The following is a 16,902-nucleotide window of genomic DNA, read 5'->3' as shown; positions in this document are numbered from 1 at the left end:
AGTGGAGCAATTAAACAAAATGGCGCCAAAGGATGTACGCGCCCTGATACGAGAGGGGACAATAAACGGGCCGACCGCAGGCATGTCCGGCGGCTACGCCCAAGCGAATCTTGTGGTTTTGAAAAAGGACCTTGCGTTTGATTTTCTGCTGTTTTGCCAGCGAAATCAAAAGCCCTGCCCCGTGCTGGATGTGACTGAAGCAGGTTCGCCTGTGCCGTCTCTGGCTGCGCCGGATGCTGATATCAGAACGGACTTTCCGAAATACCGTATTTACAGGCACGGTATCCTAACGGAAGAAGTATCTGATATTACGCCATACTGGGAGGACGATTTTGTCGGCTTTCTGATCGGATGCAGTTTCTCCTTTGAACAGGCACTGATCAATAATGGGATAGCTGTCCGGCATATTGATGAGGGGACAAACGTCTCAATGTATAAAACGAATATCGATTGTGTTCCGGCGGGGGCGTTTCACGGACAGATGGTTGTCAGCATGAGGCCGGTTCCTGAACGGCTGGCTGTACGTGCTGCACAAGTGACCTCGCGTTTTCCGGCTGTGCACGGAGGGCCGATCCATATTGGCAATCCGGGAGCAATCGGGATTCGCGATCTCGGGAAACCGGATTTCGGAGATGCCGTTTCCATTCGTGACGGCGAGGTTCCTGTTTTTTGGGCATGCGGAGTGACCCCGCAAGCCGTGGCTATGAATGTAAAGCCTGAAATGGTCATCACACATGCGCCGGGGCATATGCTCATCACAGATATTCGAGACGAGTCGCTTGCGGTGCTGTAGCCTCTCGTCATCCTGATGAACGAGAATTAAAAGAGGTGAGAAAGATGACTGTACGATATCAAATCGAACAGCTCGGTGATTCTGCAATGATGATCCGATTCGGAGAAGAAATCAATGAACAGGTCAACGGCATTGTCCATGCAGCGGCCGCTTATATAGAAGAACAGCCATTTCCGGGATTCATTGAATGTATCCCGGCTTTTACAAGTCTAACCGTATTTTATGATATGTATGAAGTGTACAAGCATTTGCCTCAAGGCATAAGCTCACCTTTTGAGAGTGTCAAGCGCGATGTCGAAGAGCGGCTGGCAGAAATAGCCGAAGACTATGAGGTCAACCGCCGTATTGTAGAAATTCCCGTTTGCTATGGCGGTGAATTCGGTCCGGATTTAGAAGAGGTGGCGAAGATCAATCAACTGTCACCGGAGGAAGTAATCGACATTCATACAAACGGTGAATATGTGGTGTATATGCTTGGCTTCGCGCCCGGTTTTCCTTTTCTAGGCGGGATGTCAAAACGCATTGCAGCTCCGAGAAAATCATCGCCAAGACCGTCGATTCCCGCAGGTTCGGTCGGTATTGCGGGATTGCAGACAGGCGTTTATCCGATTTCAACGCCGGGCGGCTGGCAGCTGATCGGCAAAACGCCGCTGGCTCTTTTCCGGCCGCAGGAAAACCCGCCGACATTGCTGCGGGCGGGAGATATTGTGAAATTCGTTCGCATCTCAGAAAAAGACTATCACGCCTATAAGGAGGAGTCCAATTGAGCATGAAAGTATTAAAGCCCGGACTGCTCACAACGGTTCAGGATATAGGCAGAACGGGTTACCAAAAATACGGCGTTCTGGCCAGCGGCGCTATGGACACGGTTTCACTGCGCATTGCCAATCTGTTGATAGGAAACGGCGAAAATGAAGCAGGTCTCGAAATAACGATGATGGGGCCCGGTCCGTCGTTTCATTTTTCAAAACAGACACTGATTGCTGTGACAGGGGCGGACTTCACGCTGCGTATTAATGACGAGGAAGCGCCTTTATGGAAGCCTGTGCTCATCAAGGAAAACAGCACGGTCAGCTTTGGCCCCTGCAAACTCGGCAGCCGTGCTTATTTGGCGGCAGCTGGCGGCATTGAGGTGCCTGCCGTCATGGAAAGTAAAAGCACATACGTCAGAGGAAGCATTGGCGGACTTCATGGCAGAGCGCTTCAAAAAGAAGATGAACTGAACATTGGAGAGATGTCAGCTCTTTCGCAAACCATCCTTTCTCGCTTAAGTTCGCAGCTTGGAAAACAGGGATTTGCAGCACCGAAGTGGTCAGTCAGCCGCGGCAGATTTCTGCCATTGAAGAAGAATCCCGTCATTCGGGTGCTGGAAGGAAAGCAATTTGCCTTTTTCACAGAAGAATCAAAAACGCGTTTTTATGAAGAAGCATTTCGTGTCACGCCGCAGTCCGACCGTATGGGCTACAGGCTCAAAGGAGAACCGCTCGAACTGAAGGCCCCGCTTGAGATGGTGTCGGAAGCGGTTTCATTCGGAACAGTTCAGGTGCCGCCTGACGGCAACCCGATTATCCTGCTTGCAGACCGGCAGACGACTGGCGGCTATCCGAGGATCGCGCACATCATATCCGCTGATCTTCCGATTGTTTCCCAAATCATGCCGGGCGAGCACGTTCAGTTTGAGCCTGTGTCCCTCCAGGAGGCAGAAGCGCTTGCGGTAGAACGGGAACAGCATATAAAAGAACTGAAAACGAGAATGAAGATGGAATGGCTGACATAGCAAAGGGGATGAATGATGCAGAATAAAAATAAAACCGTAGTCAAATCTATGGCGCTGCTTAATTTGTTTTTGCATAAACCAAGCCTAACCTTAAGTGAACTGGTGTCGCTGACGGGAATGCCGAAGACCTCTGTTCACCGGATGGTCAGCTCCTTGGAGGAAATGGGGTTCCTCAGTCGGGATGCGTCCGGCGCTTATTCGCTGGGATTGGTGTTTTTGGAATTCGGACAGCTTGTCGCTGACAGGCTGGATATCAGAAAAATAGCGAAACCGGTGATGGAAGAGCTGTGCCGGGAAGTGGATGAGGCCGTGCAGTTGATCATGAGGGACGGCAATGAAGCGATATACGTTGAGAAAATAGAAGGGACACAGACTGTGCGGCTGTATACGGCGATCGGCAGGCGTTCCCCCCTATACGCGGGAGCGTGCGCCAGAAGCATTCTGTCCTTTCTTCCCCGTGAAGAAATCGAAGCATACATCAAACAAACCGAGCTCATTTCGATTGGCTCCGGAACGATTACCGATCCCGAAAAACTGCTTCAGGAGATTGATGCCTCTGTGCAAAATGGCTATACTGTCAGCTATTCAGAGCTCGAAAACTATACGGCGGCGATCGGCGCCCCGATCTTTAACCATGAGCGCCAGGTGGCAGCCGGCATTAGCATTGCAGGCTTTGAAGCGAGATTTACAGAAGACAGGCTGCCCTATTTAACAGAAAAGGTGAAGGACGCCGCTTTACAGATTTCAAGAAAAATAGGATATACATAAGTAGCCAATCTTTTCTCTGCTGCGTACATTAACGTATCGACGTTCAAGAGTGGAGGAAAGAACATGGTGCTTCGATATACAGCTCTGGGCGATTCCTTGACGACAGGGAGAGGCTCCGGGCTGTTTTCACCCGGCTTCGTCCAGCGTTTTGGGGACATGATGGAAGCTGACTTGAAAACAAGAACGGCAATAAACATATTTGCCAGATCAGGTCTGAATACAGAAGAGATTTTGGGACTCCTGTCATATCCCTATGTGCAAAAATGTATTCGAGATGCTGATATGATAACGATCACAGGGTGCGGAAACGATCTCATCGATTCGGTCTTAGCCTACCAAACCTCTAAGGATGAAACGATTTTCAGCCGTGTATCCGCCCATTGCCATGAGAATTTTGAAAAGATGATTGCCAAAGTCGCCGAGATTAAAGGAGAAAATCCTTCCCCGTACGCCATTCGTGTGTTCAACTTATACAATCCGTTTCCCGAAATTGATATCGCCGGCAAATGGATCACTTCGTTTAATTCACATTTAGAAACACTTGCATCAGCACCCCATGTCAAAATCGCGGATGCCTATAGCATCTTCAAAGGCAAAGAACAGGAATATCTGTCCTTTGACGGTGTCCATCCGAACAGCAAAGGCTATCAAGCGATGGCTGAAGCCGTTCACAAGCTAGGCTATAAAGAATTATCAGTTTCATAGAAAACGCGCCTCATGACAGGCGCGTTTTTTATGTGTGATCGAAATATTAAAAGAAACTTAAAATTCTCTGTCTTCTGTTCTACAGACAAACAAAGTGCGCTAGAATAATGGAGGGCGTAGGCAAATATAGCCATAACGTTCAATATTTCGTATATAAGGAAGGATGGTCCTTTTGTTTCGGATTTTTAAAATGTCTTTTGCGGTTATCATTATTATACTGGCGCTTATTGCTTTTAACTATACGGAACACACCTCTGTAATCCAATCGGTCATGCTCGTCTTTCTTGGTGCGGTCATGTTTATGCAGGGGCTTGAAGAGCGCAAAAAAGAAAATGACGGCTCAGGCGCTTTTAATATTTATACCGCCGTTTTTGTATGGTCTGTCTCCCTTATCGGTTTTACACTTCATATTATATAAATCTATTACACATCCTGAAAATGCTCGACCGTCGGGAACGGGGTATAGAACCGATGAAGCAAGGCTTTCCACTCTTGATACTCTGAAGAACCGCGAAAGCCTTCCGTATGGTCCTCAAGTGTTTCCCACTCCACAAGAAGCAGATATTTATGCGTTTCCTCCATGCATTTTGATAACGAGTGAGTGATATAGCCCTTCATGCCGGAAATAATCGGCGCAGCTTGCCGGAATGCATCCTCAAACTCTTGTTCAAGGCCTTCTTTAATGTGAAGCATTGCTGCCTCTCTGACCATGCTATCCCTTCTTTCTGTCTTTTCAAATAGTCTACAGCAAACGATAGGAGATTTCTGCAAAATCGGTGAACTTTTCCTTCATTTTCAAAAAAATCTTGCACGCACCAATTCAATTAAGAGAAAATAACAAGTGGAAGGCAGGGGAAAGTCATGTTAAAAAAGTGTATTCTACTAGTATTTCTATGCGTCGGATTGATTGGGTTAATCGGATGCTCCAAAACAGATTCACCAGAGGATCGCATGGAAGCATTCGTGAAACAGTGGAACGATCAGCAATTCGATGACATGTATCAAAGCCTGACTAAAGATGTCAAAAAAGAAATCTCCAAAAAAGATTTCGTCAACAGGTATAAAGCCATCTATGAGCAGGCCGGCGTAAAAAATTTGAAAGTCACTGCGGGAGAAGTAGATAAGGACGATCAAGACAACAAGACGATGAAACATATCCCGTATAAAGTCAGCATGAACACAAATGCCGGCAAAGTCAGCTTCAAGAATACTGCTGTGCTGAAATTAGAAAAAACAGATGACGAGGAGTCATGGAATATAGATTGGGACCCATCGTTTATTTTCAAGCAGCTGGCTGACGACAAAACCGTGCAAATTATGAGCATTGAACCGAAACGAGGCCAAATTTACGATAAAAATGGAAAAGGCTTAGCCGTCAATACAGATGTTCCGGAAATTGGAATTGTTCCCGGAGAGCTTGGCGATAAAAAAGAGAAAGTCATAAAAGAACTCGCCAAAAAACTTGATTTGACTGAAGACGACATCAAGAAAAAGCTGGATCAAGGCTGGGTAAAAGACGATTCGTTTGTGCCGCTCAAAAAGGTCAAGCCTGACCAGGAGAAATTAGTTTCTGAAGCGACGTCATTACAAGGCGTAACAAGAACGAATGTCAGCTCCCGCTACTATCCGTATGGCGAAAAGACAGCCCATTTGACAGGCTATGTCCGCGCCATTACAGCGGAAGAACTGAAGAAAAAGAAAGAAGGAACGTACAGCGATACGTCTAACATCGGTATCGCCGGACTTGAAAATGTGTATGAAGACAAGCTAAGAGGCACAACTGGCTGGAAAATCTACGTGCCGCAAACCGGGGAAGTCATCGCTGAAAAGAAAGCAAAGGACGGCGAGGATCTTCACCTCACAATTGATATCAAAACGCAAATGAAGCTGTATGATGAACTGAAGGATGACAGCGGGGCGGCAGTCGCGCTGCAGCCGAAGACAGGCGAAACACTCGCCCTTGTCAGCGCGCCTTCCTACGATCCAAACGGATTTATTTTCGGCTGGAGCGATAAGGAATGGAAAAAGCTAAACAAAGATAAAAACAATCCGTTTTCAGCGAAATTCAATAAGACATACGCGCCAGGTTCTACCATTAAACCGATTGCGGCTGCTATTGGAATCAAAAACGGCACCCTTAAAGCCGATGAGAAGAAAACAATCAAAGGCAAGGAGTGGCAAAAAGATTCAAGCTGGGGCGGCTATTCAGTGACACGTGTGTCTGAGAGACTTCAACAAGTCGATTTGGAAAACGCCCTTATTACGTCAGACAATATTTATTTTGCCCAGAATGCGCTTGATATGGGAGCGGACACCTTTACAAAAGGCTTGAAGACATTCGGTTTTTCAGAGGACGTTCCGTACGAATTCCCGATCCAGAAATCGTCTATTGCAAATGACAAGCTTGATTCAGACATTTTGCTTGCGGATACAGGCTACGGACAAGGGCAAATGCAAATGTCTCCGCTTCACTTGGCAACTGCTTACACGCCATTTGTTGACAATGGAGACCTTGTCAAACCGACGCTGATCAAAAAAGATTCACAAACAGCTGATGTTTGGCACAAGCAAGTGGTCACGAAGGAAGGAGCGGCAGACATTACAAAAGGTCTGAAAGGCGTTGTGGAAGATGAGCGCGGATCAGCGTATCAGCCTGTCGTGAAAGGAATCACAGTGGCTGGAAAAACAGGAACAGCCGAGCTGAAAACATCAAAAGATGATAAAGACGGCACGGAAAATGGCTGGTTTGTCGGCTACGATTACGAAAACAAAGACCTGCTTGTCGCCATGATGATCCAAAATGTGCAGGACCGCGGCGGCAGCCACTATGTCGTTGAGAAAGCGAAAAAGCAATTTCAATCGAATTAAAATGTCTTTTTAAAAGGAGCGAAAGGAAAAAGGGGATCTGAGGCCGAATGAACTAGTAAGGGGCAAAACCCGGTTTATACAAAGAAAAGAGGGATTTTGCATGCAGCGTATTCAATTGGCGGAGGATCTTCAATTTTCAAGAGTCATACACGGGCTTTGGCGGCTGAATGAATGGAACTATTCAGATGCTGAACTTCTAAGCCTCATTGAATGGTGTATCGATCACGGCATCACGACCTTTGATCATGCGGATATTTATGGAGGCTATACGTGCGAAAAGCTGTTTGGAAACGCCCTTGCCCTTTCGCCTGGATTAAGAGAAAACATAGAGTTGGTCACAAAATGCGGTATCGTTCTTGAATCGCCTGAACGGCCCGCTCACAGATCGCATCATTATAACACAAGCAAATCGCATATTTTGGCATCCGTTGAGCAATCGCTTATGAACCTTAGGACGGATTATATCGATATGCTTTTGATTCACAGACCGGACCCGCTCATGGATCCGGAGGGGGTAGCAGAGGCGTTTCAGGCCTTGAAATGCTCTGGCAAGGTCAGGTACTTTGGCGTTTCAAATTTTAAAGATCACCAGTATCGGATGCTGGAATCATATTTGCCTGAGAAGCTCGTAACCAACCAGATTGAGCTTTCCGCATACGAATTAGAAAATATGCTCGACGGCACTTTGAACCTGTGCCAGGAAAAACGGATTCCGCCGATGGCTTGGTCGCCTCTGGCAGGCGGCAAAGTATTCACTGAAAACACGGATAAAGACCGACGTGTCCGTACGGCGCTTGAATCCGTCCAAGGGGAAATCGGCGCCGCTTCATTGGACGAGGTGATGTACGCATGGCTGTATACGCATCCGGCCGGCATCATGCCGATTGTCGGAAGCGGAAAGCGCGAGCGGATTTCCGCCGCGATAAATGCGTTGTCATACAAGCTTGACCAGGATCAATGGTTCCGCATTTTTACAGCCGTACAGGGTTACGATATTCCATAAAAAGCATCAGTTTACCAGCTGATGCTTTTTCAATATTGTCACACCGCTTAGTGCCAAATTACCATTTATAAGTGATTGATTCTTTCTTGAAAGCGTTTTATATTAAAAGGAAACCTCTCTATATCCTCTACTGCATCTCCTTGCGACTTCATCCGCACATCAAGATTGGCTAGGAGGTCTTTTTTATGTATATGACTGCCAGAGAACAAAAGCTGTTAAAGCACTTATTATTACAAAACAGATATATAACCGTAACTGAGCTTGCTGAGCTGATGCAAGTCAGCACGAGAACCATTCACAGGGAACTCAAATCAATTAAACCGCTGATGGAAACCGTGGGGCTTACGTTAGATAAACAGCCCGGTAAAGGGTTGAAAGCAGTGGGAAGTCCCGAGGGTAAACAAAAGCTGCTTACTGATTTATCATATGAACAGCATGAATACAGCGCCGACGAACGGAAACTGCTCATTCTTTGTTCGTTATTAGAGTCTCAGGAGCCCGTCAAACTGTACACGCTTGCTCATGATCTCCAGGTGACGAATGCCACGGTCAGCTATGACTTAGATGAGCTCGAGAAGTGGATTTCTCCCTTTGGACTGACACTGATCCGCAAAAGAGGTTTTGGCATCCAGCTCATAGGGCCGGAGAATGCGAAACGGAAAATTGTCGGCAACTTGATTGTGAACCGTCTCGACATCCAAATGTTTTTGGAAGCGGTTGAATTAAACATTAAAGGAAAAGCCGATTCTTCAGAGAAAATGTTCGGGGTTGTCAGCAAAGGTGAGCTGTTAAAAATGGAGCGCATCTTATTTCAGCTCAAAGAAAAAATCGCTTTTTCATTGTCCGATAGCTCCTATATAGCGCTCGTCGTCCATCTGACGTATGCGATCGAACGAATTAAGCTTGGGGAAACTATCACCATGGAGCAAAATGAGCTTGAGGAACTGAAGAATGCGAAGGAATACAGCTCCGCTCTTGAAATCGCGGGCGAGCTTGAACGTGCCTTCGGCGTGACGATTCCAGAGGCGGAGGTCGGCTATATTACAATCCACCTTCGAAGCGCCAATCGAAAATACAAAACAGAATACAAAGCGCAGGAAATTGAGCTGGAAACAGCCCTGCAAACAAAGCGGCTCATTGCTTTTATTTCAGACAAAATCAGAATGGATCTAACGAAAAACTACTCTTTATATGAAGGCTTGATTGCCCATTTGGAGCCGGCCGTCAGCCGCATAAAAGAAAATATTGAGATATACAATCCGATGAAGGAACAGATCAAGCGCGATTATTTTCTGCTTTATATGGCGATCGAAGAAGGCGTCGAAAAGTATTTTCCGGGCATGTCCTTTTCTGATGATGAAATCGCTTTTATCGTTCTTCACTTTGGCTCGGCTCTTGAAATCAAAAAAGAAGAAGCAAAAGTGAAAGCGCTTGTCGTCTGCTCAAGCGGGATCGGCTCCTCGAAAATGCTTGCCTCCAGACTGAAAAAAGAGCTGCCGGAAATTGAATCGTTTGATATGTCATCCCTGATCGAGCTAAAGGGGAAGGATGTTCAAGCCTATGATATGATTGTGTCCACTGTACCGATTCCTTATGAAAACATTGATTACATCATGGTCAGCCCGCTATTAAATGAGGAAGACGCAAACCAGGTCAAGCAGTATATCAAGCGGAAGATTCCCCTTATTCTTAACAAAAAAAGAAGCCCGAAGGAAGAGGCGCAGCAAGCTGATGTACCTGACATGCTAGAGGCGGCGGAAAGCATAGGGCGGTATATGGAAGTTATCCAAGATGTTCTGCGCCATTTTACGCTAGCTCAACTCAAAACAAACCCGGACCATAGCATGCTTCTGCTAGAGCTTTTTCAACAGCTGAAGAAGGATGGCCTGATCCGTGATCCGGAAAAAGCTGCGGTTTGCCTGGCTGAGCGGGAGAAACAAGGGGGATTGGGAATCCCCGGAACAAACATGGCGCTTTATCATCTCAAAAATGATGAAATCGTCCTGCCTTTTTTCAAAATGTTTGATCTCAGCACCTCCTATGAAGTGGATGGCATGGACGGAAATACCCTCAGGATGACACGCATTCTCGTCATGATGGCGCCTAGCTCATTATCTGCTGAAGGCTCGGAGATTTTAAGCGCGATCAGCTCGGCAATTATCGAGAGCGGAGAAAGCATGGCGGGGTTTCAGGAAGAAGGAGAACAAGAATTGTATCAGCGGTTAAACCGCATATTTTTCACATGGATGAAAGAAAAAAACATACTGTAAACCTGCATGGCACACGTCAAAAATTTGGCGTGTGTTTTTCTGTGGATGGGGAACAAAATAAGAAAATGTGGGACTATTTTATCATTCAGTATTGGAATAATTCCAAAATGAAATAGTTTTACAAGTTATCTTTTTTGGGTTAAAATGGGTGAGGTAAGGAAGAAAATCTAACAAATTATTGAAGATTCAAGAGAATATAGGAGATGACGATATGGAAACATTACAGCATCTGATTCTGCATGACATGCCGAATAGCGAAGAAATAGAGGCTGTAAAAAGCGGAGACCATACACTGACATATAAAGGTTACCGTAAACGGATTAATCAGCTGGCGAATGCCATGCTTCAAAAAGGAATTCAAAAGGGCGACCGTGTTGCATTGCTTTGCAAAAACGGCCATCCCGCATCAACTGTTATGTTCGCCGCGCTTGAAATAGGTGCTGTTGTCGTACCTGTCAGCTGGCAGCTGAAACCATATGAAATGACAGGCATTTTAAAAGCAAGTGAACCGAAAGCGATGTTTTACGGAGCGGAGTTTAAAGAGATACTGGATGAAGTTCTACCTGAATTGTCCTCACTGTGTGTAACAATGGAAACAGGAACAGCTTACGAAACATCTGCTGAATTTGAAGCGCTGTTTGCAGGTCCTGATCATTTGCCAGAGACGGAAATGGTTTCACCTGATGATACAGCACTTCTGATGTTTACATCTGGAACAACGGGAAACCCGAAAAGATGCATGATTACACATGGCGGCATATACAGATACGTTAAAAAATCCAACAGCTCAATAGCACGTATGAAGGGCCTTCGTTTTCTCGCGTGCCATCCGATTTATCATACGAGTGCGCTCATTTGCATCATGCTTGGAACGTTTGCAGAAACAACCTTTGTGTTTACAAAGGATCAAGATCCTGTTCACATGCTGAAGGTCATTGAAGAAGAGAAAATTCAGACCGTGATGGCTCTTCCTGTGTTTTACACGTATTTGCTTGAGGCGTGGGAAACGCACCAAACTGACTTATCTTCACTTGTTATTTTAATGACAGGCGGAACAAAAGTGCCGAGCAGCCTAATACGCCGCTATCTTGATATTGGCATTCCGCTTGCGCATGGCTATGGAAGTACTGAGGCTTGGGGCATCAGCACATGGACGCCTGATATGGGAATGGATAAAGCGGCATCTGCAGGAAAACCTGTGGCAGGTGTTAAAGTCAAAGTGGAAGATCCTCTGACCGGAGAAGAACTTCCTCAAGGAGAAATCGGCGAAATCGTTGTTCATACTCCATTCTTATTTAAAGGCTATGAAGACAATCCTGAAGCAACAGCGAAAGTGCTGCAAAACGGATGGTTTAGAACCGGAGATTCAGGATATGTGGATGAAGATGGCTTTATTTTCATCACGGGACGCTACAAGGATGTCATTATTTACGGAGGCGATAACGTCTATCCTGATCAGGTTGAAGAAGTTATCCAGCAGATCCCGGGAATCCTTGAAACGGCTGTGGTCGGTATTCCTGACCCGCTTTACGGTGAAAAACCGAAAGCTTTTATCGTGAAAAATGGCGGCCAGCGCATCACGGAAGAGGATGTCATCGCATTTTGTAAAGAACGCCTGTCCGCTTACAAAATACCTGAAGTTGAATTTGTTAACGAACTGCCGAAAAACAACCTTGGCAAGGTGAAAAAAGACGTCCTGCGCAATCAGGCTGTACATTCATAAAAGAAGAAGCCCGTCCACTTTATGTGGCGGGCTTCTTTGCAGTTGCACAGACGGAAAGCTCAGGCTTAATGTTCTTAAATTGTATATCAGTGTCTTCGAAGCCGGCTGCTTTAAAGTCAGCAATCATCTGTCTTCCAAATGATTTGGTTTTCTCAGGACTGGCATCCGCTTCCCGCGGCTGCATCGTAATGGCTGCTTTGCCGCCTGGCTTTAATGCCCGATAAATCTGTTTCATGCCTTTTGTTTGGTCATTCCAAATGGTGTAGTTGTTAACGGAAATCACTTTATCATAAAACGAGGCGGGGAGAGGAAATGTCTCGATGCTTCCTTGTATCAGGCGTACGCCCTTTGGTTTCACTCTGCGGGCGGCCAGCTTCAGCATGGCCTCTGACACATCAATCCCATGAAGATGAACATCCTTCTCGCGTTTCAGCATCTGCTGCATGCAGTATCCCGGGCCAAACCCGACTTCTAAAATGCTGTCCCCGCGCGTGATACCCAGCTGATTGATTGTCCACTGATTCAGTGTTTGATTTTCAGCAGCCATGATGTACCCGGCAATCATGCCGATGACGCCCTTTGGCCTGCTGAATCTTCTAGAAAGCATGTTAATCATTCAGCAACCAACCTCCTTTTTGAGTTATTTCCTCCAAGCGTTCCATGTGAAACATTTTTCTGATAAAGCAATGCGAAGGTGCCAAGCCATGTTTATCCAAAGAGTGTGTGAGGTACACAACAAATAGACATGAAAACAAAGGAGGAGAATCATCATGGCAAATTATCCAAAAGAACTGCCGGCACAAACTCAAAGTCGCCAGCCGGGAATTGAAAGCGAAATGAATCCAAGTCCGGTGTATGAGTACGAGGATTATAAAGGAGCAGACAAATTAAAAGGAAAAGTAGCTCTTATTACAGGCGGCGACAGCGGGATCGGACGCGCGGTTTCCGTCGCTTACGCAAAGGAAGGCGCAGACATCGCCATTGTGTATAAGGATGAGCATGAAGACGCTGAGGAGACGAAGAAACGTGTTGAACAAGAAGGCGTAAAATGCCTGCTGATTGCTGGTGACGTAGGTGAAGAGGAATTCTGCAATGAAGCGGTTGAAAAAACGGTCAAGGAACTAGGCGGCCTTGACATCCTTGTCAACAATGCAGGTGAACAGCATCCGAAGGAAAGCATCAAAGATATTACGAGCGAACAGCTTCACCGCACATTCAAAACAAATTTTTATTCTCAATTTTATTTGACTAAAAAAGCAATTGATTACCTGAAACCGGGCAGCGCCATCATCAATACGACATCCATCAACCCGTACGTAGGGAACCCGACACTGATTGATTATACAGCGACAAAAGGGGCGATCAATGCCTTTACAAGAACAATGGCGCAGGCGCTTGTCAAAGACGGCATCCGTGTAAATGCAGTCGCGCCGGGTCCAATTTGGACGCCACTAATCCCAGCTACGTTCTCTGAAGAAACAGTTGCTCAATTTGGGCAAGATACGCCGATGGGCCGTCCTGGACAGCCTGTTGAGCACGTCGGCTGTTATGTGCTTCTGGCATCAGATGAGTCCTCTTACATGACAGGTCAGACCCTGCATGTCAACGGCGGAAACTTTGTGACGACATAAGAGGGAGTGAGACATATGGGCATCACGAAAGAAGAAGTGAACAGCTACTATCAAAAAGCAGGGATTGTATTAACGGACGAGGAAGTAGACCAAATCCAGCTGATGGATTACGGCTTAGGAAAAGAAAGAAAAGTCGGGCTCCAGCTCTTCGTCTACGTCAATACAGACCGTTATTGTTCAAAGGAATTGGTGCTGTTTCCGGGACAGACTTGCCCGGAACACCGCCATCCGCCGGTCGACGGCCAGGAAGGCAAGCAGGAGACCTTCCGCTGCCGCTACGGAAAAGTGTATCTTTACGTAGAAGGAGAAAAAACGCCACTTCCAAAAGTTCTCCCTCCTCAGGAAGACAGAGAACACTATACGGTCTGGCACGAAATTGAGCTAGAACCGGGCGGGCAATATACAATCCCCCGAATACAAAGCATTGGTTCCAGGCCGGGGAAGAAGGTGCCGTCGTGACGGAAATGTCATCGACGAGCACGGATAAACATGATATCTTTACCGATCCAAGAATATAAGGATGAGGCTTAGCAGCCCATCCTTTTTTGTATTGAAAAAAACAGAATCATCGATATAATGGGTGAAAAAGGAAAGAGGGCGAAGCGATGTTCACTTGCAAGGTAAATGAGCACATCACCATCCGATTATTGGAGCCGAATGATGCGGAGCGGCTGGCCGAACTCATTATCCAAAATCAGCAGCGGCTCAGCCAGTGGCTGTTTTGGGCGGAAAATCCAAGCAGCGCTGACACGTACAGAGAAACCATCATTCCAGAATGGCGGCATCAGTATGCAGACCTGAACGGCATTGAGGCGGGGCTCCTTTATGACGGCAGCCTATGCGGCATGATCAGCCTGCATAACCTTGATCAAGTGAATCGAAAGGCTGAAATCGGATATTGGATTGCTAAAGACTTTGAAGGGAAAGGCATTATTACAGCTGCCTGCCGAAAACTCATTACGTATGCTTTTGAAGAGCTTGAGCTGAATCGTGTGGCGATCTGTGCGGCTGTCGGAAACGAAAAAAGCAGAGCGGTTCCGGAGCGGATCGGGTTTCTAGAGGAAGGAAGGGCACGGGATGGCTTATACGTAAACGGCAGGCATCACGACCTCGTCTACTACAGTCTGTTAAAGCGTGAATGGGAAGGCGAAAAATAAAGAGCACACTTTCTTGTTTAAATCTTCCCCGGATGTGGAAAAGTAACAGCGGAGACGTTAAAAAGGAGTGATTCGAGATGAATCAGCAAGACATTAAACAAAAAGTGCTTGATGTTCTAGATCACCATAAAGTAGGTTCGCTCGCAACGGTTCAAAAGGGCAAACCGCATTCCCGCTACATGACTTTTTTCCATGACGGGCTGACGATTTACACACCGACAAGCAAGGAAACTCATAAAGCAGAAGAAATTGAGAACAACCCCAATGTCCACATTTTATTAGGCTATGATTGTGAAGGCTTTGGCGACGCATATGTCGAAGTTGCCGGAAAAGCCAAAATCAACAATTCGGCAGAACTCAAGGACAAAATATGGAGTTCCAAATTAGAGCGCTGGTTTGACGGCAAGGATGATCCGAATCTGGTGATTCTTGAAATTGAACCGGAGGATATCAGATTGATGAATGCCGGGGAGAAAACGCCGGTCTCACTCGAACTATAAAAAATTTGTGTTTTCAAGGGCGATATGTTATTATGAATAGCTAGTAAGAAAAATAAGCAAATAAAAAAGAAAGTAAACTTCTTTTTTCTGTTTTGAGAGAGAAGCTTACCGCTTCCCAAGCAGCATAACCAGCTGCCCTTATTCTTTTCCTTCATAACAAATCGCCCCTAACGATGAGATGGAAAAAAGACTTTTTTGTTTTACAATTCACACCGGCGCGGCTTCGGAGCCGCAGTGACGATTGAGAGGTAGGGCTTTCGTTGTCTTGTGTTCAAGAAATTTCCATGGTGTTTACTTTCCAGAATGATTCTTCGGAACAATGCTTTATGAATCTAACCCGCCTGACTTGGCGGATGATATAATCTTTATTTGCGTATAGAAAAGAATAAGACAAACCGCCCGGCGTACGCCGGACGGTTTTTTTATTGCAAAAAACACATCGTACTGAAACCTCCTTGTCTTCTTTCCAGTCTTATCTCTAGGATGAAATTGGAGGAAGAATAACGTGCATGTCATTACAACACAAGTACTTTTTATTTTTTGTTTTTTATTGCTGATTCACTCGATAGAAACCTTAGCCTATGCTACAAGGCTTTCCGGGGCCCGCGTTGGATTTATTGCGTCCGCGCTTTCTCTGTTTAATGTCATGGTCATCGTATCCAGAATGTCGAACATGGTGCAGCAGCCCTTTACTGGGCATTTAATTGATGCTGCTGGAAAAAACGCACTGGCGATTGTAGGGGAGCAGTTCCGCTTTTTAATTTTCGGATCGACAGTCGGCACCATTTTGGGCATTATCCTGCTCCCGTCTTTTGTCGCTCTTTTTTCAAGGGCGATTATTCACTTGGCGGGCGGCGGCGGCTCCGTTTTTCAAGTATTCCGAAAGGGATTCTCGAAACAAGGATTCAAAAATGCCCTTTCCTATTTGCGTCTGCCGTCCATTTCATATGTAAAAGGATTTCATATGCGCTTGATTCCGAAGCGTTTGTTTGTCATCAACATGCTGATCACATCGATTTATACGATTGGCGTGCTTTCGGCTTTATACGCAGGCCTTCTGGCGCCGGAGCGCAGCACGACAGCCGTCATGGCTTCGGGTTTGATCAACGGAATTGCGACGATGCTGCTGGCCATTTTTGTTGATCCTAAAGTATCCGTTCTAGCTGATGATGTGGCAAAAGGAAAACGAAGCTATCTCTATTTAAAATGGACCTCTATCACAATGGTCACATCAAGGGTGGCGGGCACACTCCTCGCCCAGCTCATGTTTATTCCGGGGGCCTACTATATCGCGTGGCTGACAAAGTGGTTTTAATAAGAAAGGCTGGATCATAAAGATCCAGCCTTTTTTGCGTTCCCTTATTTATATTTCCTTAATCCGCGGTCGTACAAAAAATTTCCGAATGGGACGAAAGCAGCGACGAAGCCGGCAGCTGACCATTTCAGCGGCCATTTGACAGAGAAGGTTGCATAAGCCAAGACAAGCAAATACAAAATGAACAACCCGCCGTGAACCGAACCGACAATTGTCACCGCAAGCGGAAGGCCTGCCCAATATTTAAGCGGCATAGCGATGAACAACAGGATTAAGAGTGACATTCCTTCAATAAAACCCATCGTGCGAAGTCTTCCGATCGGCGTGTGCAGCATAAATCGCCCTCCTTGTGGACACGTTTTCATTTTATACTATAAACAATCCGGAGGGGC

The 16,902-nt window shown here is 46.2% G+C and carries 17 protein-coding genes and 1 pseudogene; 15 read left to right on the top strand and 3 right to left on the bottom strand.

Annotation, left to right across the window (positions count from 1 at the left end; all coding sequences use genetic code 11):
* Positions 1-19 precede the first annotated feature (19 nt).
* From BGM23_RS19800 to BGM23_RS19775, 6 genes are all read left to right on the top strand, one after another.
* Positions 20-793: a putative hydro-lyase gene (locus BGM23_RS19800; protein WP_074794535.1), complete on the top strand. Its 774-nt coding sequence runs from the start codon at positions 20-22 to the stop codon at positions 791-793.
* A gap of 44 nt (positions 794-837) precedes the next feature.
* Complete coding sequence (pxpB, locus tag BGM23_RS19795; protein ID WP_003234420.1) at positions 838-1,560, top strand: 5-oxoprolinase subunit PxpB; 723 nt, start codon at positions 838-840, stop codon at positions 1,558-1,560.
* A 2-nt stretch (positions 1,561-1,562) separates the two neighbouring features.
* Positions 1,563-2,570, top strand: a complete 1,008-nt coding sequence (pxpC, locus tag BGM23_RS19790; protein ID WP_003234419.1) for a 5-oxoprolinase subunit PxpC — start codon at positions 1,563-1,565, stop codon at positions 2,568-2,570.
* Between the two features lie 15 nt (positions 2,571-2,585).
* On the top strand, positions 2,586-3,338 hold the full coding sequence (locus tag BGM23_RS19785) for an IclR family transcriptional regulator (RefSeq protein ID WP_003246517.1): 753 nt from the start codon (positions 2,586-2,588) through the stop codon (positions 3,336-3,338).
* 63 nt (positions 3,339-3,401) lie between these two features.
* Positions 3,402-4,043, top strand: coding sequence for a spore germination lipase LipC (lipC, locus tag BGM23_RS19780; protein WP_003234415.1), 642 nt, complete (start codon positions 3,402-3,404; stop codon positions 4,041-4,043).
* Between the two features lie 172 nt (positions 4,044-4,215).
* On the top strand, positions 4,216-4,461 hold the full coding sequence (locus tag BGM23_RS19775; protein WP_003240256.1) for a YczI family protein: 246 nt from the start codon (positions 4,216-4,218) through the stop codon (positions 4,459-4,461).
* A 5-nt stretch (positions 4,462-4,466) separates the two neighbouring features.
* Here BGM23_RS19775 and BGM23_RS19770 read toward each other — a convergent pair whose 3' ends face one another.
* The gene (locus BGM23_RS19770) at positions 4,467-4,754 is read right to left on the bottom strand and encodes an antibiotic biosynthesis monooxygenase family protein (protein WP_003234413.1); all 288 of its coding nucleotides are present in this window, start codon (positions 4,752-4,754) and stop codon (positions 4,467-4,469) included.
* Between the two features lie 150 nt (positions 4,755-4,904).
* Here BGM23_RS19770 and pbpC point away from each other — a divergent pair, with 150 nt between their 5' ends.
* From pbpC to BGM23_RS19750, 4 genes are all read left to right on the top strand, one after another.
* Entirely contained in the window at positions 4,905-6,911 is a 2,007-nt protein-coding gene (pbpC, locus tag BGM23_RS19765) for a penicillin-binding protein 3 (RefSeq protein ID WP_003246590.1), read from the top strand.
* 100 nt (positions 6,912-7,011) lie between these two features.
* On the top strand, positions 7,012-7,914 hold the full coding sequence (locus BGM23_RS19760; RefSeq protein ID WP_003246655.1) for an aldo/keto reductase: 903 nt from the start codon (positions 7,012-7,014) through the stop codon (positions 7,912-7,914).
* A 185-nt stretch (positions 7,915-8,099) separates the two neighbouring features.
* Positions 8,100-10,184: a mannitol operon transcriptional activator MtlR gene (gene mtlR, locus BGM23_RS19755; RefSeq protein ID WP_046664278.1), complete on the top strand. Its 2,085-nt coding sequence runs from the start codon at positions 8,100-8,102 to the stop codon at positions 10,182-10,184.
* A gap of 211 nt (positions 10,185-10,395) precedes the next feature.
* Positions 10,396-11,907: a class I adenylate-forming enzyme family protein gene (locus BGM23_RS19750; RefSeq protein WP_014478863.1), complete on the top strand. Its 1,512-nt coding sequence runs from the start codon at positions 10,396-10,398 to the stop codon at positions 11,905-11,907.
* A 19-nt stretch (positions 11,908-11,926) separates the two neighbouring features.
* Here BGM23_RS19750 and BGM23_RS19745 read toward each other — a convergent pair whose 3' ends face one another.
* The gene (locus BGM23_RS19745; protein WP_032722916.1) at positions 11,927-12,523 is read right to left on the bottom strand and encodes a class I SAM-dependent methyltransferase; all 597 of its coding nucleotides are present in this window, start codon (positions 12,521-12,523) and stop codon (positions 11,927-11,929) included.
* Between the two features lie 154 nt (positions 12,524-12,677).
* Between BGM23_RS19745 and BGM23_RS19740 the strand changes: the two genes are divergently transcribed.
* From BGM23_RS19740 to amj, 5 genes and pseudogenes are all read left to right on the top strand, one after another.
* A complete protein-coding gene (locus BGM23_RS19740) occupies positions 12,678-13,538 on the top strand; it encodes an SDR family oxidoreductase (protein WP_032722917.1) in 861 nt (286 codons plus the stop codon).
* A gap of 15 nt (positions 13,539-13,553) precedes the next feature.
* Positions 13,554-14,056: pseudogene (gene lyxE, locus BGM23_RS19735) on the top strand (D-lyxose ketol-isomerase).
* An 87-nt stretch (positions 14,057-14,143) separates the two neighbouring features.
* Positions 14,144-14,695, top strand: coding sequence for a GNAT family N-acetyltransferase (locus tag BGM23_RS19730; protein WP_014478866.1), 552 nt, complete (start codon positions 14,144-14,146; stop codon positions 14,693-14,695).
* 77 nt (positions 14,696-14,772) lie between these two features.
* Positions 14,773-15,195: a pyridoxamine 5'-phosphate oxidase family protein gene (locus BGM23_RS19725; protein ID WP_003234396.1), complete on the top strand. Its 423-nt coding sequence runs from the start codon at positions 14,773-14,775 to the stop codon at positions 15,193-15,195.
* A gap of 505 nt (positions 15,196-15,700) precedes the next feature.
* The gene (gene amj, locus BGM23_RS19720; protein ID WP_032722918.1) at positions 15,701-16,510 is read left to right on the top strand and encodes a lipid II flippase Amj; all 810 of its coding nucleotides are present in this window, start codon (positions 15,701-15,703) and stop codon (positions 16,508-16,510) included.
* Positions 16,511-16,554: 44 nt separating this feature from the next.
* Here the strand turns inward: amj and BGM23_RS19715 are convergent, their stop codons facing one another.
* The gene (locus tag BGM23_RS19715; protein WP_015252794.1) at positions 16,555-16,845 is read right to left on the bottom strand and encodes a DUF3817 domain-containing protein; all 291 of its coding nucleotides are present in this window, start codon (positions 16,843-16,845) and stop codon (positions 16,555-16,557) included.
* Positions 16,846-16,902: the final 57 nt, after the last annotated feature.

Source organism: Bacillus sp. FJAT-14266 (genome assembly GCF_001719225.1).
GTDB lineage: Bacteria > Bacillota > Bacilli > Bacillales > Bacillaceae > Bacillus > Bacillus subtilis.
This window is presented reverse-complemented; position numbering and strand designations above follow the sequence as displayed.